The sequence below is a fragment of the Streptomyces sp. NPDC002825 genome (genome assembly GCF_040295385.1).
Lineage (GTDB): Bacteria > Actinomycetota > Actinomycetes > Streptomycetales > Streptomycetaceae > Streptomyces.
Genome location: NZ_JBEOVH010000003.1, coordinates 325,308 through 347,035 on the forward strand (window position 1 = coordinate 325,308; position 21,728 = coordinate 347,035).

Here is a 21,728-nt window from a genome sequence, read left to right on the forward strand (position 1 = left end):
CGGGATGTCGTGGAGGGAGAAGGCGGGGCCGGATCGGGCGGCGGTCAGAGCTCCGGCGCGAGACCGCGCTCGCGCAGCCAGGAGAGCTGGACCGGCGGGTGGGAACCGTAGCCGCCGCCGTGGTCGCCGAAGGGCCAGACGGTCATGGTGCGGTCCTCGCCCCGGTAGTGGTTGTAGGCGGCGTAGACCGTGGAGGGTGGGCAGATCGGGTCCATCAGGGCGACGCTGAACAGCGCCGGTGCGGTGGCCCGTCGGGCGAAGTGGACGCCGTCGAAGTAGTCGAGGGTGGCGAGGGTCCGTTCCACGCGGTCGCGGCTGTGCCAGCGCAGGTACTCGGCGATCTCCGGGTACGGGCCGTCCCCGGTGATCTGCACGGCGCGGCGGAAGTGGCACAGGAACGGGACGTCCGGAAGTGCCGCCGCCACGCGGTCCCCGGCGAGAGCGGCGACGGCGAGGGTCAGGCCGCCGCCCTGGCTGCCTCCGGCCACCGTGATCCTGCGCGGGTCGAGGCCGGGCAGTTCGGCGACCGCGTCCACGGCGCGTACGCAGTCGGTGATCAGCCGCCGGTAGTAGTAGTTCTCGGGGGAGTCGACGCCCCGGGTCATGAACCCGCCGGCCCACTGCGTGCCGTCGCCCGTCGTCCGGTCCGGGGTGTCGTGGCCCTGGCCCCGGCTGTCGACGACGAGCTGGGCATAGCCGGCGGCGGACCAGAACAGGTGGTCGGTGGGCAGGCCGCGGCCGCCGCTGTAGCCGATGTACGTGACGACGACCGGCAGCGGGCCGTCCGCGCCGCGCGGGCGCAGGAGCCAGGCGGCCACCGGCTCGCCGTTCCAGCCGGGGAAGCGCACGTCGTCGACGTCGACGGTGTGCAGCAGGTGCGCGGGAGTGACCCGGTCGGCCTTGACCGTCCCGTCGTAGGCCCGGGCTTCGGCGAGGGTGCGGCGCCAGAATGCGTCGAAGTCGCTCGGAGCGGTCAGCTCCGGCCGGTAGCCGACGAGGTCGTCGGCCTCGAGGTCGGTGAGCGGCATGGGGATTCCTCCGGTCGGAGTGTGGACGAGGGGGCGGGAGTTCGTACGGCGTCGGGCCGCGCGCCTCCCGGGTCCCGGGCACGGCTGGGCGCGGGAGGCGGCCCGCCCTCCCCCTGTGGGACGGGCCGCCCGTTCGCGGGGCGGGCGCGAGCCGTCAGTCGGTTCCGCCGGTGCTGCCGGAGCCGGAGCCGGAGCCGGAGGCCGAAAAGCGGAAGGCGGAGAGGCGGAAGGCGCCGTGCAGGGTCAGGCTCAGGTCGTGGACGTCCTCGGGCGGGGTGGTGGCCAGCTCGCCTGCGACGGTCCGCCATGCGTAGCGGTCGCCGGTGCGAGGGACGTCGAGCTCGGCCAGCACCTGGTCGCCCGCCCGGACCACCAGCCGCGCCTCACCGGGTCCGGCGTCCTCGCGGGCGGTCTCGGCCTCGATCCGTACGGCCCCCGAGAGGTCGACGTCACGGAAGAGCAGCGTCCCGGGCCGGGCGGGGTCGGTGGGCGTGACCGCGTCACCGTCGGTCCGCGTCGCGTCGACGAGGGTGACGTCCGCGTAGTCGTCGAAGTCGACCGCCAGGGTCCGGCGTTCCACGACCACCCGGGGCGCCGAGGCCGGTCCGGTCACCGTCAGCGGTGCGGTGAGGACCGGGTGATCGGCGGAGCGGGCGACGACGATCTCGTAACCGCCGGGATCGACGGTGAAGGCGGAGGTGGCGACATCCCAGTGGGCGAGCCGTTCGGCGGGCAGCCGGAACGTCACCTCGCTGCTATCCCCCGGTTCCAGGCGCACCTTGCGGAAGTCGGCCAGGCGCAGTCTGGGCGCCTCGTGGCGGGCGTCCCGTGCCCGGACGTAGAGCTGCACCACCTCGCTGCCGGCCCGGGCACCGCCGTTGGCCAGGGTCACGGTGATGTCGACCGCGCCGTCCCGGCCGGTCGACGACCGCGACAGCCGCAGGTCGCGGTAGGCGAAGTCGGTGTACGACAGGCCGTGGCCGAAGGCGTAGAGAGGCGTCGGCCGGTGGTACTGGTAGGTCCAGCCGGCCTTGATGATGTCGTAGTCGAGCGGGGCCGGCAGCGGGTCGTCGCCCCGGTACCAGGTCTGCGGCAGGCGCCCGGCGGGCTCGGCCTGGCCCAGCAGCACGGCGGCCAGCGCGTGGCCCGTCTCCTGCCCGCCGTGGGAGGTCCACACCACGGCGGGCAGGTGCTCGTCGGCCCAGTCGACGGCGTACGGGTAGCTGCTCATCACCACGAGCGCCGTCTCCGGGCGCACGGCCGCGACCGTGCGGAGCAGCTCCTCCTGCCCCGCGGGCAGCTCGATGTCCGCGCGGTCCTCGGTCTCACGGCCGTTGATCATGGGCTGGTTGCCGAGGACGACGACCGCCGCGTCGGCCGCCTCGGCGGCCGCCCGGGCCTCGGCCGCGCCGTCGCGCAGCAGCTCGCGCGCCCAGCGTTCGGCGGAGTCGGGGGCGTCGGCGGTCGCGGTGACGCGGCCGTCGGTGGGATCCACGGCGGCGTAGCGGCCGGTGTGCACGGAGCGCAGCAGTACGTTGTCCTCACCGGCCGGTTCGAGCCGGAAGGTCTCCTTGACGAACCAGTTCTTGAGCGTCTGCTGGTCGGCCGCCACGGTGGCGTCGTCCTTGAGGCTCAGGTAGCGGCCGGTGTCGGCGGCACGGAGGGTCAGCATGCCGCGGCCCCAGTCGGTCGCGTCGAAGGCGGTCTTGCCGAGGAGGTCGCCGGTGGTGCGGGAGCGCAGCGCGATACGGTCGGCGCCCTCCACCCGGACCACCTCGCCGCCGTGGGCGCCGAGTGCGGCGGTGAGGCCGTCGGCGACGGTCGCCCGGTAGGGCATGGTGCCGCTGTACCAGTCCTCGCACAGGGTGTCGGCGAGGGGGCCGATGACGGCGATCCGGCGTGTCCGCGCGGGGTCGAGCGGCAGCAGGCCGTCGTTCTTGAGGAGCACCACCGACTCGGTCGCGGCGTGCCGCGCCAGGGCGCGGTGCTCGGGGCAGTCGATCGCCTCCGGGCCGATCCCGGCGTACGGGTCGAGGTCGGGATCGAACTCGGCGAGGCGGAAGCGGAGTTCGAGTTGGCGACGTACCGCGCGGTCCACGTCGGCCTGGTCCATCAGGCCGCGCTCCAGCGCCTCGCGGAGTCGGCCGACCGGCGTGGAGCTGTCCTCGTCGTGGTCGGTGAAGCTGTCGATGCCGGCCCTGAGGGCGGCGGCGTGGGACTCGGCGTGGTCGTCGAAGTAGTGTTCCGGGTCGACCAGGTTGGAGGGGGCCTCGGCGTCGCTGACCACGAACAGCTCGTGTCCGGTGGGCCTCGCCCAGCGGCGCAGCTCGGTCTCGATCAGCGGACTGATGTGGCAGGGGCGGCCGTTGACCAGGTTGTACGCGGCCATGACTCCGGTCGCGGCGCCGGAGGCGACGACGGGCCGGAAGGCGGCCAGGTCGTACTCGTGGAGGACGCGCGGGCGCAGTCCGGAGGAGGTGGTGCAGCGGTCGTCCTCGTTGTTGTAGGCGAGGAAGTGCTTGAGAACGGGTGCCGTCCGCAGGTATGCCGGGTGGTCGCCGGCAAGGCCCCGGCAGTACGCCTCGCCGAGCCGGGCGGTGTGCACCGGGTCTTCGGAGTAGCCCTCCTCGTTGCGCCCCCAGCGCGGGTCGCGCAGCAGGTTCACCACGGGCGCCCACGCCTGCAGGCCGTAGAGGCCGCCGCCGGCGGCGACGGGCCGGCGGTGGTGGTGGAAGGCCCGCAGCTCGACCGAGACGGCCTCGGCGACCCTGCGGACCAGGTCCTCGTCCCAGGTGGCGCCGAGGCCGACGGCCTGCGGGAAGACCGTCGCCACCCCCAGCCCGGAGACCCCGTGCAGGGCCTCGGTGCCCGTACGGAAGGCAGCGAGGCCGAGCCGCGGGACGGCCGGCGCGTACTGGTGCAGCATCGCGAGCCGCTCTTCGGGCGTGAGCCGTGAGAGCAGGTCGTCGACGCGGCTCCGCAGGGGCAGCGCGGGATCGCGGAAAGCGGGCGGCTCGGAAGTGGACGCGGGCACGGTCACGGAACTCACGTGGAAACCCCTCGGGCGAGCTGGTTGCGGTGGCCGTTCGTCGAAGCGCTTCGACGGTCCCATTAGCCTCCATGACCTGTCAATGACCTGTCACGGAAGGCGAGCGGTTCGACATCAGGGCCCCGTCTGCGCCCGCACGTCGACGAGCCGTTCGAAGAAGAATTCGTGCTTGAGGAAGGAGACGTCGTATTCGTGACCCGGATACGGCGGGATCAACTGGGCGGCCTGGAACAGCCGCCAGCCGTCCCGCAGCGCCGCCACCCCCGACTCGTACGGCGGCTCGTCACCGTCACCCGTGGTGGGCGAGGTGCGGCCGGTGCCGTCGTAGCGCGACCAGCCGACGACGTGGGAGTCCAGCGCCGAGTTCTCCAGGTACAGCACGAGCACCTGCTGCCGCAGCACCGGGGCGGCGGTGGCGTCCGCGGTGTCCGCCGGCGCGGGCGGGATCGCTCCGGTCGTCATGCCGCGGTCCCCTTCGGTCGGTTGGAGACCCTGGTCACCCAGTGGTCGAGGTCGAAGGTGTCGTCGCCGGTCAGTTCCCGCCACAGCAGGATGCGGTTGTACCTCTCCAGCCGGCCGGTCGCTCCCTCGTACCACGGGAACATCGCGTCCAGCTCGGCGGTCACCTGCGGGTCGTGGAGGTCCGAGGTGTCCCACAGACGTCGTTGACGCACCCTGGGATTGAAGCGGATCTTGAACATGTAGCGGAGGATGTCGCTGTCGTTGCGCCGGCCCCCGTGCCAGATTCCGTGGTGCAGAAGCACCACCGTGCCGGCCGGGCAGACCAACCGGTCCTGGCCGCGCAGGTTCTGGTAGCGGCCGGTGTCCGATTCGTTGGTCCGCCGCAGATGGCTGCCCGGCACGCTGAGCGTTCCACCCATCTCCAGCGTCACGGCCTGCGGGTAGTACATCAACTGGACGTCGAAGGCGTCCGGTCGGACGTCGATGATGGCGTCCCCGTGCAGCGCCTGCGCGGCGCCTTCGTGAGGCTCACGGGTGTGCACGAAGTGGTGGTCCACCCACGGCTCCGGCCCCACCAGGCTGTGCAGGGCCCCCGCCACCTGCGGCAGTTCCAGCAGCCTGCGGACGAAGGTGCCCTTCGCGTACGCGTCGGACAGCGGCGTCCCGTACGGCACATGCGGCACCCCGTCCGCCAGTACCGTCAGTCCCTCGGCGTTCATCTCCGCCGGCACGACCGCGTCCATCCGCAGTGACCCGCGCGCCACGAAGCGCGCCATCTGAACCGAGTTCAGCAGTGCTCGCCTGTTCTCCATGACGGCCACGCTAGGTCCGCCCCGCCGGGCACCGCGTGGGCCGCGTTCACCCTCCACTGGTCGATTCTCACCGTGCCGTCCGCCCCGTACGTCGACGTCCGCGTCCCACGGGCGGCCGCGTCCGCCGTGGTAGAACACGGGCCATGCGGACGGTCCTCGCCCATCTCGACACCCCTCCCGCTCTCGCCGCCGTCGGCATCGGCGTTCACGGTCCGGCCGGCCAGGTGGACGTGTTCTCGCTGCCGGACCTGTGGCAGCTCCATCTGTACGGCTACGAAGCCGACTTGACGGTCGACGGCACCGAGCACACGATCCGCCCCGGCCGGGTCAGCCTCGTACCGCCCGGAACCGAGGTGCGATACCGCTACCGGGGCCGCTCCGAGCACCTGTACGCCCACCTCCGCCTGGGCTCGTCGGGAACACCCCACAGCATTCCCGTGATCCAGCACACCGGCCCCGAACTCGACCTGATCACGCTGCAGTTGCGGCAGGCACTGGCCGCCTGGCCGAACACCCCGGCCCGGGCCACCGCCGAGGTGTGGGCCGCCCTGTGGCGGATCGCCCGGCTCACCCCGCAGCGGGAGCAGCGCGCCCGGGCCCTCCACCCGGCGGTGGCGGCCGCGACGGCCCTGATCGAGGCGCGACTGACGGAGTCCCTGACGGTGCCGGAGATCGCGAAGGCGGCCGGCGTCTCCCACAACCACCTGACCCGGCTCTTCCGCGCCGCCACCGGGGAAACCGTCGTCGGCTACATCCGGGCCCGCCGGATGGAACGCGCACGCCACTTCCTGCGGGCCACCACGCTCTCCATCCCCGCCGTCGCCGCCTCGGTCGGCATCCCCGACCTGCAGGCGTTCAACAAGGCATGCCGCCGTGAGCTCGGGGCGTCACCTCGCGGCATCCGTGCCGCCGGCCCCACCCCGCGCGACAGCGCGGTTCAGTAGGGCGGCAGCACCCTGCCCGTCGCGGGGCTACGCCCTTCGGGGGCCGTCCCCGTAATCGGGGACGGGCAGGCGCACGCCGGCCTGGAGGGCGGATCGGTGGGCGACGATGCCGGGGAGGGTGTAGCGGGCGGCGGTCCACGCGTGCAGCGGTGGAGGCGTTCGTGTGGTGACCGCGGCGGCGAAGTCGTCGGCGAGGAAGTGATGACTGCCCTCGTGGCCGTTGGGCGCGTGCGCGAACTCTCGCGGGAGCCGGGAGCGGTCGTGGACGGGTGCGGTACCGGAGGTGAAGGCGTCGCGCAGTTCCGGGGCGACGTGGGCGAGCGCCGGGTCGTCCGGTGCGAGGGTGGGCGCGGCGTGCAGGTGCGCGGTGACGTCACGCTCGCCCTTCTTGTCCTGCCACAGGCTGACCGAGCCGAGTTGTTCGAGGACCGCCTCCGTACCGAAGTAGCGGAAGCGTGACTCCTTGCCGATGTATCCGACCCTGCGGAACTCGTTCGTGCGGAAGCTGCCGCCACCGGCGACTTCGAACAGCGCGGTCGCGTTGGAGAAGTCGTTGTCGAACTGGCTGATCTCGCGGTCGAACACGCCGTCGCCGCGCTCGTCCGGAACGCCGATCGCCGAGACGCTCACGGCGTGCGTCTGCCAGGCGCCGAGGACTCCGCCGATCGAGTGCGTGGGGTAGAGCAGCGGCGGATAGCTGGCGGTGGACTTCCAGTTCTCGCCGCCGCTGTACTTGTACGCGTCGTAGAAGCCCCAGTCCATGTCGTGGACGTAGTCGCCCTCCGCGTAGAAGATCCGGCCGAACTCTCCCGCGGCGATCCGGGCTCGTGCGTAGACGGTCGCCGGGTGGTAGTAGCTCGTCTCGCCCATCATGTAGATCCGGCCGGTCTCCTCGACCGCCGCGATGATGTCCGCGATCTCGTCCTCGGTCACGCCCATGGGGACCGCGCTGTAGACGTCCTTGCCCGCGCGCAGCGCCTGCACGGCGAGGGGGCCGTGGGTCCAGCGCTGGGTGAAGAGCGCGACGGCGTCGAGGTCGGAGTCGAGCATGGACTCGAACGAGGGGAGCGTGCCGGCGAGGTCCTGCTCGGTGACGAGCCGTTCGGCGCGCTCGGGGAGCAGGTCGGTGACCTTGATGTCACCGACGTTCGGGTGCAGGCGCCAGAGTTTGGCGAACGAGCCGGCGAACTGGCCGGCGCCGACGATGCCGAGTGAGAACACGCGAAATCTCCATCGGGAAGGAGTGGGTGCGAGCTGGTGCCGGCCGCATGACGGTGCGGGCCTCGGCACTGCTCCACGACGATAGGATCCGACTCCACGCGATGTCTGCACCGTTTCGAAGCGAGAACTTCTTGGATCCTCAGGGTGCTCTGGTCGACGAACCCTCGTACCTGCGCGGCTGGTCCGGACGCCCGACGCTGATGGAGGCAGCGCACCGGCACGACGACCTGGAGATCAACTTCGTGTCCGGCGGTGGGTCGATGCTCTACCTCTACGGCGGCGAACTCCTCGAAGTCGCCGTGGGCGGCCTCGCCGTGTTCTGGGCCGCGATCCCGCACCAGTTGGTGGCGAGCCGGGCGACGCGCGCCCACTGGCTGCACGTGCCCTTCGACCGGTTCCTCGCCTGGGGACTGCCCCAACCGCTCCTCGCCCGTGTCCTCTCGGGCGTGCCGATGATCGCTCCCGCGGCCCGTGCCGACGCGAGCGATCCGGCGAAGTTCACCCAGTGGGCCGCCGATCTGGCCGCGGGCGACGACGAACTGCACCGCATCGCGATGCTGGAGGTCCAAGCGCGCGTCCGTCGCCTGGCGCTCGCCGCGGACGGCGATCCGGTACGCCGAGGCGTCGGTGCCGAACCGGCCCTGCGCCAGGCGGTGTCCATGGCGCGGTACATCGCACATCACTTCCGCGAGCCGATCACCGTCTCGGACGTCGCCGCGGCGGCGAACGTCCACCCGGCCTATGCCATGGCCCAGTTCCGCAAGGTCGTGCGTACCACGATCGGCGAGTACGTGAAGCTGTACCGGCTCGCCGAGGCACGCCGGTTGCTGGTGACCACGGACCTTCCCGCGACCCAGGTGGCCGTGGCCGCCGGCTTCGGGTCTGTCAGCCGCTTCTACCGGGTCTTCACCGACGCGTGCGGAACCACCCCGGCACGATTCCGGCACGGGGGAGCTGCGGCGACGGTGCCAACCAGAAGTGAACCGCCCTGACCGCCGGATGACCCCACGTCGTGGAGCTCGGTCGGAAGCGAGCTGTCGAAGCGCTTCACTCCAAGCCCTTGCCCGTCGGAGAACCGGTCCGTTAGCTTACGCCTGGAATGGTGAAGCGCTTCGACAACGAGGAACCGTCCGGCACCGACCTCGAAAGGGCCGCCATGACCGGGGACCAGGGGACCTTTCACTGGGGGCACGAGGCCCTGCGCCTCGACTTCGTCCTCGATGACGACGGCCGCCCCCGCCTCACGCACCTCGGACCGCCCGGCGAAGCGCGGGGAGTCCCCCGTGCGTCCCTCCCCCTGGTGGAGGTGACGGCCGCGGGTCACGGCCGCGACTGGTCGGGCAGCCGTCTGGTCGGGACCGCTCTCGGCGGGAGGCTGCGTTACCGGGCCCACCGCGCGGCCCACGACGGCGACTGGCACACGCTGTCCGTTCAGCTCCACGACCCGGAGACCGGGCTGGTCGCGGAGGTGACCTACCGGTCGCCGGACGGCATCCCCGTGCTCCGCAGCGAAGTGACGCTGCTCAACGAGGGGCAGACCACCGTGCACCTGGAGTCGGTCAGCTCGCTCGTGGTGGGCTGTCTCACCCCACGGGACCCGGCGTCCGTCGACGCCGCCGACCTGATGTGGGCGGACAACGACTGGCTCGCCGAGTGCCGTTGGCGGCGACAGCCGATGCGCCGGACCACACCCGGCGTCAGCGGTCGCGTGACGTACGGGCACGGGAAGGCCGGCTTCGCGCTGAACGGAAGGGGCACCTGGTCCAGTTGCGGACACCTGCCCATGGGAGGCCTGACGGACCGGCGCACCGGCCGCAGTTGGGTGTGGCAGATCGAGCACAACGGCGGCGGCTGGCGCTGGGAGTGCCAGGAGCACGACGAGGCGGCCTACGCCGCGCTGTTCGGGCCCACCGACACCCACCACGGCTGGCGGCACCCCCTGGAACCCGGCGCCTCCTTCCGTACCGTACCCGTCGCGCTGGCCTTCAGCGCCGACGGCGGCCCCGACTCCGCGTTCGCCGCGCTGACCCGCTACCGCCGCGCCCGGCGCCGCCCCCATGCCGACCACCAGCGCCTGCCCGTCATCTTCAACGACTACATGAACTGCCTGATGGGTGACCCGACCACCGACAAGCTGCTGCCGCTGATCGACGCGGCGGCCGAGGCCGGCGCCGAGCACTTCGTCATCGACGCGGGCTGGTACGACGACGGTGACGGCGGCTGGTGGACCAGTGTCGGCGCCTGGGAGCCGGCCGCCTCGCGCTTCCCCGGCGAGAAGGGGATCCACGAGGTACTGGATCACATCCGCCGACGCGGCATGGTTCCCGGCCTGTGGCTGGAGCCGGAAGTCATCGGCGTCCACAGCCCCCTGGCCGAGTCCCTGCCCGACGAGGCGTTCTTCCGCCGCGACGGCGTCCGCCTGACGGAGACCGGCCGGCACCACCTGGACCTGCGCCACCCGGCCGCCCGCGCCCACCTGGACCGGGTCGTGGACCGCCTGGTCGGCGAGTGGGGCGTCGGCTACCTCAAGCTCGACCACAACATCGACCCCGGCTCCGGCACCAGCGCCCACCCCGGCGAGGCCCCGGGCGACGGCCTGCTCGGCCACAACCGGGCGCACCTCGACTGGCTCGACGGCGTCCTCGACCGGCACCCGCACCTGGTGGTGGAGAACTGCGCCTCCGGCGGCATGCGCTGGGACGACGCCATGCTCTCCCGGCTGCAGCTGCAGTCCACCAGCGACCAGCAGAACCTCCACCTCTACGCGCCCATCGCGGCCTCAGCTCCCACCGCCGTCACCCCCGAACAGGGTGCCGTCTGGGCGTATCCCCGGCCGGAGGACTCCCTCGACGAGGTGGCCTTCACCATGGTCAACGCGCTGCTCGGCCGGATCCACCTCTCCGGCCTGCTTCCCGAGCTCGACCCAGAGGCCCGCGCCCTGGTCCACGAGGCTGTGGCGGTCTACAAGACGGTCCGCGCCGACCTGCCGCACGCCGTGCCGTCCTGGCCGTTGGGCCTTCCCGCCTGGGACGACCCCTGGATCGCCCTGGCCCTGCGCACGCCCGCCACCACCTACCTCGCGGCCTGGCGCCGCCCGGGAACCGCCGCCACGGCGACGCTTCACCTGCCCCATCTGCGGGACACCCTCGCCCGTGTCGACCCGCTCTATCCCTCGGCCGGCCGGGCCGACTCCGCCTGGCTGCCCGACGCGGCCGAGCTGAGCCTGACCCTGCCCACCGCGCCGTCCGCCGCCCTGCTCCGCATCACCCCCACGGCCCCCGGCGCGCCCTGACCCCATCCGACCCATCACGCCACGACTCCCCCCCCCCCCCGAATCGACGAGAGGACCCCTCGGGTGCCACTACCGCACCGGCCGGAGCCACGCCCCACCAACCCCGTGATCCCCGGCTTCCACCCCGACCCCAGCGTCTGCCGCGTCGGCGACGACTACTACCTGGCCTGCTCCAGCTTCGAGTACTTCCCCGGCGTGCCGCTCTTCCACAGCCGCGACCTGGTGCACTGGACGCAGATCGGCAACGCCCTCGACCGGCCGGGCCAACTGCGTCTGCCCACCTCCATGCCGTCCTCCGGCGGGATCTACGCCCCCACGCTGCGCCACCACGACGGCCGCTTCTGGCTGATCGTCACCAACTGCTCCGAGGGCGGCGGCAATCTGATCGTCACGGCCACCGACCCCGCCGGCCCGTGGTCGGACCCCATCCTGGCTGCGGGCGTCCCCGGCATCGATCCGGACCTGGTCTGGGACGAGGACGGCACCTGCTGGTGCACGGTCGCCGGGGTCTCGCAGGTCCGTCTCGACCCGTCCACCGGGCAGACGTACGGAACACCGCACCGGCTCTGGTCCGGCGGGCCCGGCGCCAAGGCCCCGGAGGCCCCGCACCTGTACCGGGTCGGCGACTACTGGTACCTCCTCATCGCCGAGGGCGGCACCGAGCGCTGCCACGGCGTCTCGATCGCCCGCGGCCGTACGCCTGCCGGGCCGTTCGAGCCGTGCCCGGCCAACCCGATCCTCACCCACCGCGGCACCGACCATCCCGTCCAGAACACCGGCCACGCCGATCTGGTCCAAGGCCCCGACGGCTCCTGGTGGATGGTGTTCCTCGGCGTCCGGTCCGGCGGCGGCACGCCGGGCTGGCACGTGCTCGGCCGTGAGACCTTCCTGGCCCCCGTGACCTGGGTGGACGGATGGCCGGTCGTCGGCGAGGTCGCCCTGGACCTGCCCGAGCTCCCTTGGCCGCTCTCCCCCGGCCCCGTCGAGGAGCAGCGGGACGACTTCGACCTCGCCGAACTGCGACCGTCCTGGATCTCCGTGCGCGACCGGCCGGCCGAACACTGCACCACCAAGGAGCGCCCCGGCTGGCTGACCCTCCGCGCGCGGGGAGGTTCCCTGGACGAGCCCGACGTGGTGTTCACGGGCCGGCGCCAGCAGCACCGCGCGTGCCGGGCACGCACCCTGGTCGATGCCGCGGAGGGGGACGGCGGCCTCGCCGTCCGGCTCGACGAGCGGCACCACTACGCGATCGAGGTGTCCGGCACGGAGGTACGGGCCGTCGCGCGCATCGGCTCCCTGCGCACGGTCGTGGCCACGCGGTCCGTGCCCACCGGGCCGGTGGGCCTCGCCGTCACGATCACGGAACCTGCGACTCCGCCCGGACCGTGCACGGGACCCGACCTCGTCTCCCTCGGCGTCGAGCAGCCCGACGGCACGTTCACCGAGCTCGCGACCCTCGACGGCCGCTACCTGTCGACCGAGGTCGCCGGCGGCTTCACGGGCCGGGTCATCGGCATGTACGCCGCGGAGGGCACCGTCCACTTCGACTGGTTCGACTACGAGCCCCTCGCCGGCTGAACGGAGGCCCCTCCCCTTGCCGGCAGGAGCAAAGGACGGCCCGTCCATCGAAGCGCTTCAATGCAGGGATGGACAACGAGCTGGGCTGGGGCTAGGGTCGGCGTACATTTCCCGCAGGAATGATTCACCCACATGATCGAAGCGCTTCATAGGGCTGGGAGAGCTGGATGGTAACCCTCGCCGAGGTCGCCCGGCACGCCGGAGTGTCGGCGAGCACGGTGAGCTATGTCCTCAGCGGCAAGCGGCCCATCTCCGCGGCCACCCGGCTGCAGGTCGAGCAGAGCATCCGCGAGCTGGGATACCACCCGAACGCGGGCGCTCGGGCCCTGGCCAGCAGCAGGTCGAACATCATCGCGCTGATGGTTCCCCTGCGCACCGACATGTACGTTCCGGTGATGATGGAGATCGCCATGGCGGTCGCCACGACGGCCCGGACTCACGGGTACGACGTGCTGCTGCTGACCGGTGAGGAAGGTCCCGAAGCCGTGCGCCGCGTCACCGGCAGTGGGCTCGCCGACGCGATGATCCTCATGGATGTCGAGCTCGACGACGAGCGGTTGCCGCTGCTGCGCGGCAGCGGCCAGCCGTCCGTGCTGATCGGCCTGCCGGCCGACACGTCGGGGCTGACCTGCGTCGACCTCGACTTCAGGGCGACCGGCGCGCTGTGCGTCGAGCATCTGGCGACGCTCGGCCATCGCGACATCGCCGTCATCGGCGAGGCCCCCGCGGTCTACGAACGGCACACCGGATTCGCCGAGCGCACCCTCGACGGACTCCGTTCCCGGGCACGGGAGCTCGACATCAGGGTGTTGCACCGGCCGTGCGGTGGCGGCTACGACGCGATAGCCGCCACCCTCACCCGCATCCTCGACGAGCGCCCGGGCACCTCCGGGTTCGTCGTACAGAACGAGCAGGCAGTCGAGCCCCTGCTCGCCCTGCTGCGCCGGCAGGGCCGCGCCGTCCCCGAGGACGTGTCGGTGGTCGCGATCTGCCCGGAACAGGTGGCCGTACAAGCCTCGGTGCGGCTGACGTCGGTCTCCATCCCCGCGCAGGAGATGGGCCGGCTGGCGGTGGAGCGTCTGGTCGCCAAGATCGACGGTCGCGAGACCGACGAAGTCTCGCTGATCAGCCCCGAGTTGACGGTGCGGTCGAGTACCGGATCGGCGCCCTGACAAACGGCCTCCCCAGCCCGTGAGAGCGGCTGGAGAGGCCGTGGACGTCTCCCTCGACGAGTCAGGGCCGGAGCACCGCCACGCCGTAGCGGCCGAGGGTGATCCGGTCGGTGACGGCCGTCCCCGTGAGGAGATCGTGGTGGGTGCCGGGCACCTCGACGGTCACCGGATCGCGGCCGTGGTTGAGCAGGAACAGCGCTTCGCCCCGGCGGACGGCCTCGACCTGCTCGGGGAGGCCGTCGAGCGCCGGCCGGACTCCCGCGGCGGAGGCGATCCGGGCCAGGAGGTCGCGCAGCGCCGCCGGCTCCGGGAGCGTGGAGACGTACCAGGCCCGGCCCTTGCGCAGGACGGCGGGCAGTCCGTCCAGTTCACCGCCCTTGTACGGCACGGTCTCGTCGGCGGAACCGTCGGCCTCCAGCTCCTCCGACCACAGGGACGCCCCGAAGCCCTCGCAGGTGACGGTCTCCCCCGCGTCCAGCGGCCACCACTCGTGCAGGGTGCGGATGCCGAACAGCTCACGCAGCCGGGGATCCATGCCGCCGGGACGGACCCGGTCATCCTCGTCGGCGACGCCGGTCTGGAAGCCGCAGACGAGGGTGCCTCCCCTGCGGACATGGGCGACGAGATGGTCGATCGCCGTGTCGGTCAGGGCGTAGAGCTGCGGCACCACGACCACGGAGTACGGCGTCAGGTCGTGCTCCGGGTGAGCGAAGTCGGTGGTCAGATGTGCCTGCCAGAGGGCCCGGTGCCAGGCGCCCAGGACCTCCGGGTAGTCCACCCGGCCGGACAGGCGGCCGTCCTGGTCGCCGGCCCACCAGGCGTGCCAGTCGTGCAGGATCGCGACGTCCGCGGTGACGGTCCTGCCGGTCGTCTCGGCGGCGATCCGTTCCAGCTCCGCGCCGAGTTGCTTGACCTCCTGGTACGTCCGGCCCTCCTCCCCGGCATGGCTGACCATGCCGGAGTGGAACTTCTCCGCGCCCTGCCGGGACTGCCGCCACTGGAAGTAGCAGACGGCGTCGGCGCCCCTGGCGACGGCCTGCAGGGACCAGAGCCGGTTGAGGCCCCGGGGCTTGGGGTGGTTCACGCCCCGCCAGTTGACGGGCCCGGCGGCCTGCTCCATGAGCATCCACGGCCCGCGTGCCTGGGAGCGGGTCATGTCCTGGATGAGGGCGCCGCTCTGGGCGCCCAGCGGGTCGCCCGGATCGGCGTAGATGTCGATGGAGACGACGTCCTCCTCCTCGGCCCAGCGCCAGGCGTCCTGGCCCCTCCACAGCGGCATGAAGTTGGTGGTGACCGGGGTGTCCGGGGTGTGGCGGCGGACGATGTCCCGCTCGGCGACGAAGCACTCCAGGAGCATGTCGGAGGTGAAGCGCCTGAAGTCGAGGACGTGGGTGGGGTTGGGCATGTAGTGGGGCCGGCGGGGCGGCAGGATGCCGTCCCAGGTGTCGTACCCCTGGCTCCAGAAGGCGGTGCCCCAGGCCTCGTTGAGGGCGCCGAGGGTGCCGTATTTCTCGCGCAGCCAGCGGCGGAAGGCCGCCGCGGCCTCGTCTCCGTAGTCGTAGGTGCAGTACTCGTTGTTGATGTGCCACATCGTCAGCGCCGGGTGGCCGGCGTAGCGGGCGGCGAGGTCCTCGGTGACGGCGGCGGCGTAGCGCCGGTAGGTGGCGCTGGAGTGCGAGAAGTGCTGCCGGCCGCCCCACCACTCGGTGCGGCCGTCCTCGGTGACGGGCAGGGTGTCGGGGTGCAGCCGGCCCATCCACGGCGGCGGCGAGGCGGTCGGGGTGGCGAGGACGACGCCGATGCCGTTGTCGTGCATCAGATCCATCACCGTGTCATGGAGGCCGAACTCCCGTGCGCCGGGCTCCGGTTCCAGCATCGACCAGGAGAAGACGCCGAAGGTGACCGAGTTGACCCCGGCCTCCTTCATCAGCCGGACGTCCTCCCGCCAGGTCTTCTCCGGCCACTGCTCCGGGTTGTAGTCGCCGCCGAAGAGAAGGCGGCCGCGGGTCGCGTCGCTCAGGCCGGGCATCAGACCGGGTCCCCGTACTGCACGCCGCGCCCGTTGGTGCCGAGGTAGACCCGGCCGTAGACGCGTGGGTCGCCGGCGACGACCCGGCCGGTCCAGCCCCACTGGTGCTGGTCGTCGTTGATCCGTACCCAGCTCTTCGCCTCGTCGTCGGAGCGGTGGACGGCGTTGAAGCCCTCGGTCGCGCCGACCATGTAGATCGCCGGGTAGGCGGCGCCCGGGGCGGCCTTGCCGAAGCCCAGGGTGTGCGAGGACCGGCAGCTGCCGACCCGGGTGAAGGTGGCGCCGCCGTCGGTGGAGCGGTGCAATCCTCCCTCCTTCGCGCTGAGCCACAGGTCACCGGAGCGTCCCGGTGCCGCGGTCAGCTGGAACTGTGCGTCGCCCGAGGGCAGGCCGGTGGCCGAGGGGGTGAAGGTCAGGCCGCTGTCGGCGCTGGCGTGGACGGTCCCGGTGGTCGTGTCGTAGGCGTAGAAGCGTGCCGGGTCCACGGGGTCCGCGACCAGGACGGCGCCCTGCGGGACGGACCCGGCCTCGGACCAGGTGGCGCCGTTGTCCGTCGAGCGGTACGCCGGGTTGACGGTGCCGTTCGAGGAGCCGAGGGACCACAGGAGCACGCTGCCGTCGGCGTTGGTGACGATCGGGCCGGGCGCGTCCTTGGCGGCGGCCGGCTGTGAAGCGAAGGGCGACCAGCTCTGTCCGCCGTCGTTCGACCAGGCGCCGTTGCCGCTCCCGCTCCAGCCGGTGCGCACGACGTACGAGGGGCGGGCCGCGGCCTGGGCGAGCCCCGTCGTCGTACCGAACACGGGGTTCGACGCCATGCCGCGCGAGGGGGATGCCGTGAGCGACTCGTGGTACATCACGCCGATGTCGCCGTTGCCGCTGATCAGATGCGCCTCTCCGTCAGGCGGGGAGATCAGCTGGAGGATGGCGGTCTCCTCCAGGCCGCGGATCTGCGGCGCCCAGCGCGTGAGGTCGCGGGTGCCGTACAGGGTCGCGCCGGTGCCGTAGACGACGTGCCCGGAGTCGTACGGATCGAGGCCGAGGGCCTGGATCCACCAGCCGAACTTGGGCTTGGCGTCACCCCACGTCAGGTAGGGGGTCTCGGAGACGTCGAACACGGCGTGGTCCTTCAGGGACGTCCAGCTGCGTCCGCCGTCGGTGGAACGGAAGACGGTGTCGATCTCGGACCAACGGTTGTTGGTGGACACGACGAGCGTCCCGGCCCGGCGGGCGTCGACGGCGACGCCGCCGTAGCCGAAGGCGTCGGTCCCGCCGCCGCTCGTCGTCCCGCCGGGCTTCACGGGGGTCACCTCCGTCCAGGTCCCGTTCGTCGTCGACAGCTTGTGCACGCTGCCGTCGGACTGACCGTTGGGGCCGGGGCCGTTGGCGTACGTGACATACAGCTCGCGGGTGAGGCGGTCGTACGCGGCACGGATCGGCACGGTCGCGGCCCTGCCGGTCGGCTGTCCCGGGACGGGTTCCCAGGTCCTTCCGTCGGACGTTCGGTACAGGTTGGGCCGGCCGGCGGTGCCGTCCGAGTCGCCCCAGCCGGCGTAGACGGTACGGCCCGCGGCGACCAGGAGGGTGATGCCCTGGCCGGTGGCGTTCGGCGTGGCCGGGAAGGCCGCGGGCGCCCATGTGGCGCCTCGGTCGGTCGACTTGAGCAGCCCGTCGTGCCGGGTGCCGAGCCACAGCGTGTCGCTGTTCCGCGGGTCGACCAGGAGCCGTTCACCGCATCCGCGCCCGTCCTCGTTGGCTCCGAGCTTCACGGTGAGGTCCGTGCGCCGCCAGGTGGCACCCCGGTCCTCGGACCGCAGTACGGCCCCGTTGCCGGCCCAGGGCTGCGTGTACGTGCCGAGGGCCAGGTACAGCCGGTTCGGCTGGGCCGGGTCGACGGCCATGGCCTCGACGCCGAGGAGGTTCCAGTCGTCCCAGCCGAGGTGGTCGGTCAGCGGGATCCAGCGGGCGGTGACGTCGTCCCAGCGGTAGGCGCCCCCGATGTCGGTCCTGGCGTAGGCGAGTCCGCGCACCGACGGGTGGAACAGCACCCCGCTGATGAAGCCGGTGCCTCCCATGGCGACGGTGCGCCACCGGTAGACACTCTCGGCGACGGACGGGCGGACGGCGGCCTGCGCCTGCCCCGGTGTGGCGGGTAAGGCGACGGCCGCGGCGGCGGCAGCGGAACCGGCGAGAACGGAGCGCCTGTTGAGACGGTACCTGCTCATGACATACCTCTGTCGTGTCGAAGGGGGGAGAGCACGCTGGGGACCGGGGCGCGGGGCCGTGTCGGCGTACGGCTCCGTCGCGTGAGGGCGACCGGAGCGTCAGCCCTTGATGGCTCCCGTGAGCATGCCCTTCTTGAAGTGCCGCTGGACGAACGGGGAGGCCACGGCGACCGGGATCAGCGCGAGGACCATGACGGCCATCTGAAGTCCGAGGGAGGAGAGTTGGCCGGTGCGGACGGCTTGCTGGAGGCCGGTCGGGGCCTCGGTGTTCTTCTGGACCAGCTGGATGAGCACGTTCTGCAGCGGCATCATCCGCTGGTCGCTGAGGTAGATGGACGCGTTGAACCACGCGCTCCAGTACCCGACCGCGTAGAACAGCGAGATGACGGCCAGCACCGCGCGCGACAGCGGCACGATGATGGTCAGCAGGATGCGCATCTCACTGGCCCCGTCGATGCGGGCCGACTCGGTGAGTTCGGGCGAGATTCCCATGAAGAAGGCCCGCAGGACGAGGATGTTGAAGACGCTGACGGCGCTCGGCAGGATCAGCGACAGGTAGGTGTCGGTGAGGCCGAGTGACTGCACCAGCAGGTACGTCGGAATGAGGCCGGCCCCGAAGAACATGGTCGCCATGATGGCCATCAGGAAGAACCGATGGCCCAGACTCCCCGGCCGCGACAGGCCGTACGCCGCAAGGACCGACACCGTCATCGAGAACAGCGTGCCGAAGAGCGTGACACCGACCGAGACCATGATCGCCCGGCTGACCTGGCCACCGCCGAGCAGTTCCGTGTAGTTGACGAAGGTGATGCCCTGGGGGATCACGACGAGGCCGCCGACCCGGTCGATCACGGGCTTCGGGGAGAGGCTGGTGACGATCACGATCCACAGCGGAACGAGCACCCCCAGACAGCAGAGCACGAGGAAGGCGCCCTTGGCGGTGAGTCCCGCCTTGCTCGGCGGCTCCTCCCACGCGGGGCGGGCGGGGGCCTTGAGGCTGCGGACGAGCTGCGTGTTGAGGCTCACTTCTTGTACACCCCCTGCTCGCCCAGCAGGTGGGCGAACTTGTTGGCGCCCAGGACGAGACAGACTCCGATGAGCCCCTTGGCCAGGCCGACCGCGGCGGCGTAGCTGAAGTCGCCGTTCTGGATGCCGATGTTCCACACGTAGGTGTCGAGGACCTCGCTGGCCCCGGCGCCGACCGCGTACCGCTGGAGCAGGAACTGCTCGAATCCGACGCTCAGCGCGTCGCCCACCCTGAGGACGAGGAGCAGGGCGATCACCGGGCGCAGCGCGGGCAGCGTGACGTGCCACATGCGTCGCCAGCGCCCGGCGCCGTCCATGGCGGCTGCCTCGTACAGGTCGGTGCTGACGGCCGACAGCGCCGCGAGGAAGACGATGATCCCCCAGCCGGCGTCCTTCCACACCGCCTGCGCGGTGACCAGGTACTTGAAGAGGTCCGCGTCGGTCATCAGGTCGAAACCGCTCCACCCGTGCTCCTCCAGGGTCTGGGCGATGATGCCCGCGCCGCCGAGGATCTGCTGGAAGACGGTGACCACGAGGACCCACGAGAAGAAGTGCGGCAGATACATGATCGCCTGTGCCACGGCCCGCACGCGGGGCCGGATCACGCTGTTGATGACCAGCGCGAGGGCGATGGGGACGGGGAAGAACAGGACGAGTTGGAGCACGAACAGGACGATGGTGTTCTTCGTGGCGCTCCAGAACAGCGGGTCGTCGAGCATCCGCGCGAACTGCTCCACTCCCACCCACGGGCTGTGGAAGATCGCCGTGATGCCGTTGCCGGCGGCGTACGGGTCGTAGTCCTGGAAGGCGACGACGTTGCCGAGCAGCGGGACGTAGTTGAAGATCACGAGCAGGACGATCACGGGCGCCGTCATGAGGATGAGGGCGCGGTCGCGGCGCCACCGGACCCGGAGGGGGACCTTGCCCGCCTTTCCGGCCCTGCCCGCCTTGCCGGCCCTGCGCCGCGCGCTCTCCTTCACGGTGGCCGCGGCGACCGCGGCCCTTGGCTCGTCGACGGCCGCGGGGAGACGCGTCCCCTCCGGCCTGCTCCCGGCCGTGAGCGACATCAGTTGCCGCTGCCGTTCTTGTCGAGGAGCTCCTTGTACCAGTCGCGCAGCTTGTCGCCACCGGAGGACTTCCAGGTGGAGATGGCCTGCTGGACGTCGGAGAGCGTCTTGTTACCGCGCACGAAATCGATCTCCAGCTGCTCGAACTGGCTGGAGAGGGTGGCGTACCGGGTCGGCTCGACGATGTTCATGCCGTAGGTGGACGTCTTCTTCACGAAGGTGCCCTGCCGCTGCTGCCACTCGACCTGCTTGCGGGCGATCTCGGGCAGGTCGGGGTGGGCGAGGTAGGGCGCCGGGGCCGCCAGCAGCACCCAGGCGTTGTTCACCTCCTGGATACCCCGATCGTTCTTGACCGGGACGCCGTCCTTGACCGCGTAGTGGGTGCCCTCGACGCCGTAGTCGACGAACATCCGCTCCTTGGTGCCGTAGGGCGCTGCCGCGAAGTCGGCCGCGGCCAGCGCGTTCTCGACCGTCTCCTTCGAGGCGCCCTTGCGGATCATCGACCAGATGGAGGCGGGCTGGCCGGCGTACAGCGTCGGGGTGCCGCCGTCGGCGCCGAAGTAGTCCATGCCGTCGACCTCGAAGTCGGGGTTGGACTTGGCCTGCTCGGCGGTCATGCCGTACCAGCCGGACATGTCGCTGTTGCCGACCAGGGTCTGCCCGGCGGTGAACCGCTGGGTGGCATCGCCCGTGTTCGCCTTGTCGTCGGGGTGTACCACACCCGCGGCGAACAGCTTGCGGACCCACTCCAGGTGTTCGAGGTACTCGGGATGCTCGATGCGGTACGTCAGCTTGCCGTCGCTCCCGATGTTCCAACCGAGCGACCCGGCGGGCTGGACACCGAAGAAGCCCGCCGCCGACCACCTCATGTCACCGCAGGCCCACACCTTGGCCTTGGCGCTGGTGGCCTCCTTGGCCCAGCTGAGGAACTCGTCGGCCGACTTGGGGACGGTGTAGCCCTTCTTGTCGAAGATGTCCTTGCGGTAGAAGGGCACGATGCCGGGCACGGAGGCGGCGGGCATCGGGATGCCGCGCAGCGCGCCGCCGAAGAGGGACATGCGCCAGGCGTCGGACGGGATCGCGGCCAGGTTCGGGTACTTCTTGACGTTGTCGCCGGCCAGGTAGGGGCCGAGGTCCATGAACTTCGCGGTGACCGCGCTGGAGATCTTGCCGACGAGTTCCCAGCCCGGCACGACCACCATGTCGGGTATGGAGCTGGAGGCGAGGACGGCACCCAGCTTCTCCCCGTAGGTCATGCCGTCCTGGTTCTGCCAGGTGATCCTGGTGCCCGCCGCGGCGTCGAGCGCCGTGTAGTACGCGCAGTCGGGCTTCGGCGGGGTGCCCCAGAGAGGGGCCATGATCTTGAGGGGCGCGCCGGTGCCCTGCTTCGTCGGGACCGAGGAGGCGAGGGCCGCCAGGTCGACCTTGCTCGTGTACCCCGCCGACGAGCCGTTCTTCGACGGGATGTCCGGCTTGGCGACCGTACTGGCGACATAGGTCGGGAGCAGCTTGTCCGCGGCCTTGCCCGACGTGGCGCCCTCTCGCGACCCGCCGCCCCCCGCGTCGCTGCAGGCGGTGAGGAGCGGCATCCCCCCGGCCACCGCCGCGGTGGCGACCGCGGTGGAGGCGAGGAAGCTTCTCCGGCTCAGTCCGGAGGAGGCGGCATTCGGCGTCATTGCGTCAACCCTTCGTGGCGCACCTGAACACCCGGCGGTGGGCCGTCGGCTGCGGTGTCGTGACTGGAACTGGCTGAGCTGAAAGCGGATATACGACTACTGCGACGCGATGCATAGTCGAAGCGCTTCAATATTGCAGTGAGGTTAAGT

General features: G+C 71.5%; 15 protein-coding genes. 5 read left to right on the forward strand and 10 right to left on the reverse strand.

All coding sequences use genetic code 11. From position 1 onward, the window contains the following. Positions 1–44: 44 nt before the first annotated feature. The 4 genes from ABT041_RS06205 to ABT041_RS06220 all read right to left on the reverse strand — a co-directional run bounded on the left by ABT041_RS06205 (position 45) and on the right by ABT041_RS06220 (position 5,351). Positions 45–1,028 (reverse strand): acetylxylan esterase, encoded by a 984-nt coding sequence (locus ABT041_RS06205; protein ID WP_351179765.1) that lies wholly within the window; start codon positions 1,026–1,028, stop codon positions 45–47. 154 nt (positions 1,029–1,182) lie between these two features. After that, positions 1,183–4,068 carry a glycoside hydrolase family 3 C-terminal domain-containing protein gene (locus ABT041_RS06210; RefSeq protein WP_502976393.1) on the reverse strand — a complete coding sequence of 962 codons (2,886 nt, stop codon included), beginning with the start codon at positions 4,066–4,068 and terminating at the stop codon, positions 1,183–1,185. Between the two features lie 123 nt (positions 4,069–4,191). Continuing rightward, entirely contained in the window at positions 4,192–4,476 is a 285-nt protein-coding gene (locus ABT041_RS06215; RefSeq protein WP_351180022.1) for a hypothetical protein, read from the reverse strand. Between the two features lie 59 nt (positions 4,477–4,535). Beyond that, the gene (locus ABT041_RS06220; RefSeq protein ID WP_351179771.1) at positions 4,536–5,351 is read right to left on the reverse strand and encodes a phytanoyl-CoA dioxygenase family protein; all 816 of its coding nucleotides are present in this window, start codon (positions 5,349–5,351) and stop codon (positions 4,536–4,538) included. A gap of 143 nt (positions 5,352–5,494) precedes the next feature. Here ABT041_RS06220 and ABT041_RS06225 point away from each other — a divergent pair, with 143 nt between their 5' ends. Further along, positions 5,495–6,295, forward strand: coding sequence for a helix-turn-helix domain-containing protein (locus ABT041_RS06225; RefSeq protein ID WP_351179774.1), 801 nt, complete (start codon positions 5,495–5,497; stop codon positions 6,293–6,295). Positions 6,296–6,322: 27 nt separating this feature from the next. Here ABT041_RS06225 and ABT041_RS06230 read toward each other — a convergent pair whose 3' ends face one another. Beyond that, positions 6,323–7,516 (reverse strand): Gfo/Idh/MocA family protein, encoded by a 1,194-nt coding sequence (locus tag ABT041_RS06230; RefSeq protein ID WP_351179777.1) that lies wholly within the window; start codon positions 7,514–7,516, stop codon positions 6,323–6,325. Between the two features lie 131 nt (positions 7,517–7,647). On the opposite strand from ABT041_RS06230, the gene ABT041_RS06235 reads away from it, so the two are divergent. The 4 genes from ABT041_RS06235 (at position 7,648) to ABT041_RS06250 (ending at position 13,558) form a co-directional block, all read left to right on the forward strand. Further along, a complete protein-coding gene (locus ABT041_RS06235; protein ID WP_351179780.1) occupies positions 7,648–8,508 on the forward strand; it encodes a helix-turn-helix domain-containing protein in 861 nt (286 codons plus the stop codon). 164 nt (positions 8,509–8,672) lie between these two features. Further along, entirely contained in the window at positions 8,673–10,808 is a 2,136-nt protein-coding gene (locus tag ABT041_RS06240; protein ID WP_351180025.1) for an alpha-galactosidase, read from the forward strand. Between the two features lie 63 nt (positions 10,809–10,871). Further along, the gene (locus ABT041_RS06245; protein ID WP_351179783.1) at positions 10,872–12,386 is read left to right on the forward strand and encodes a glycoside hydrolase family 43 protein; all 1,515 of its coding nucleotides are present in this window, start codon (positions 10,872–10,874) and stop codon (positions 12,384–12,386) included. A 167-nt stretch (positions 12,387–12,553) separates the two neighbouring features. Beyond that, a complete protein-coding gene (locus ABT041_RS06250; protein ID WP_351179786.1) occupies positions 12,554–13,558 on the forward strand; it encodes a LacI family DNA-binding transcriptional regulator in 1,005 nt (334 codons plus the stop codon). Positions 13,559–13,619: 61 nt separating this feature from the next. On the opposite strand, the gene ABT041_RS06255 is transcribed toward ABT041_RS06250, so the two are convergent. The 5 genes from ABT041_RS06255 to ABT041_RS06275 form a co-directional block, all read right to left on the reverse strand. After that, entirely contained in the window at positions 13,620–15,587 is a 1,968-nt protein-coding gene (locus ABT041_RS06255) for a beta-galactosidase (protein ID WP_351179789.1), read from the reverse strand. Next, a complete protein-coding gene (locus tag ABT041_RS06260; protein ID WP_351179792.1) occupies positions 15,587–17,809 on the reverse strand; it encodes a WD40/YVTN/BNR-like repeat-containing protein in 2,223 nt (740 codons plus the stop codon). Before ABT041_RS06260 ends, ABT041_RS06255 begins: the two co-directional genes overlap by 1 nt. A gap of 99 nt (positions 17,810–17,908) precedes the next feature. Next, positions 17,909–18,835: a carbohydrate ABC transporter permease gene (locus ABT041_RS06265; protein WP_351179794.1), complete on the reverse strand. Its 927-nt coding sequence runs from the start codon at positions 18,833–18,835 to the stop codon at positions 17,909–17,911. Continuing rightward, a complete protein-coding gene (locus ABT041_RS06270; protein ID WP_351179796.1) occupies positions 18,832–19,902 on the reverse strand; it encodes an ABC transporter permease in 1,071 nt (356 codons plus the stop codon). Before ABT041_RS06270 ends, ABT041_RS06265 begins: the two co-directional genes overlap by 4 nt. Further along, positions 19,902–21,578 carry a type 2 periplasmic-binding domain-containing protein gene (locus ABT041_RS06275; protein ID WP_351179799.1) on the reverse strand — a complete coding sequence of 559 codons (1,677 nt, stop codon included), beginning with the start codon at positions 21,576–21,578 and terminating at the stop codon, positions 19,902–19,904. The genes ABT041_RS06270 and ABT041_RS06275 overlap by 1 nt, the downstream gene beginning before the upstream one ends. Positions 21,579–21,728: the final 150 nt, after the last annotated feature.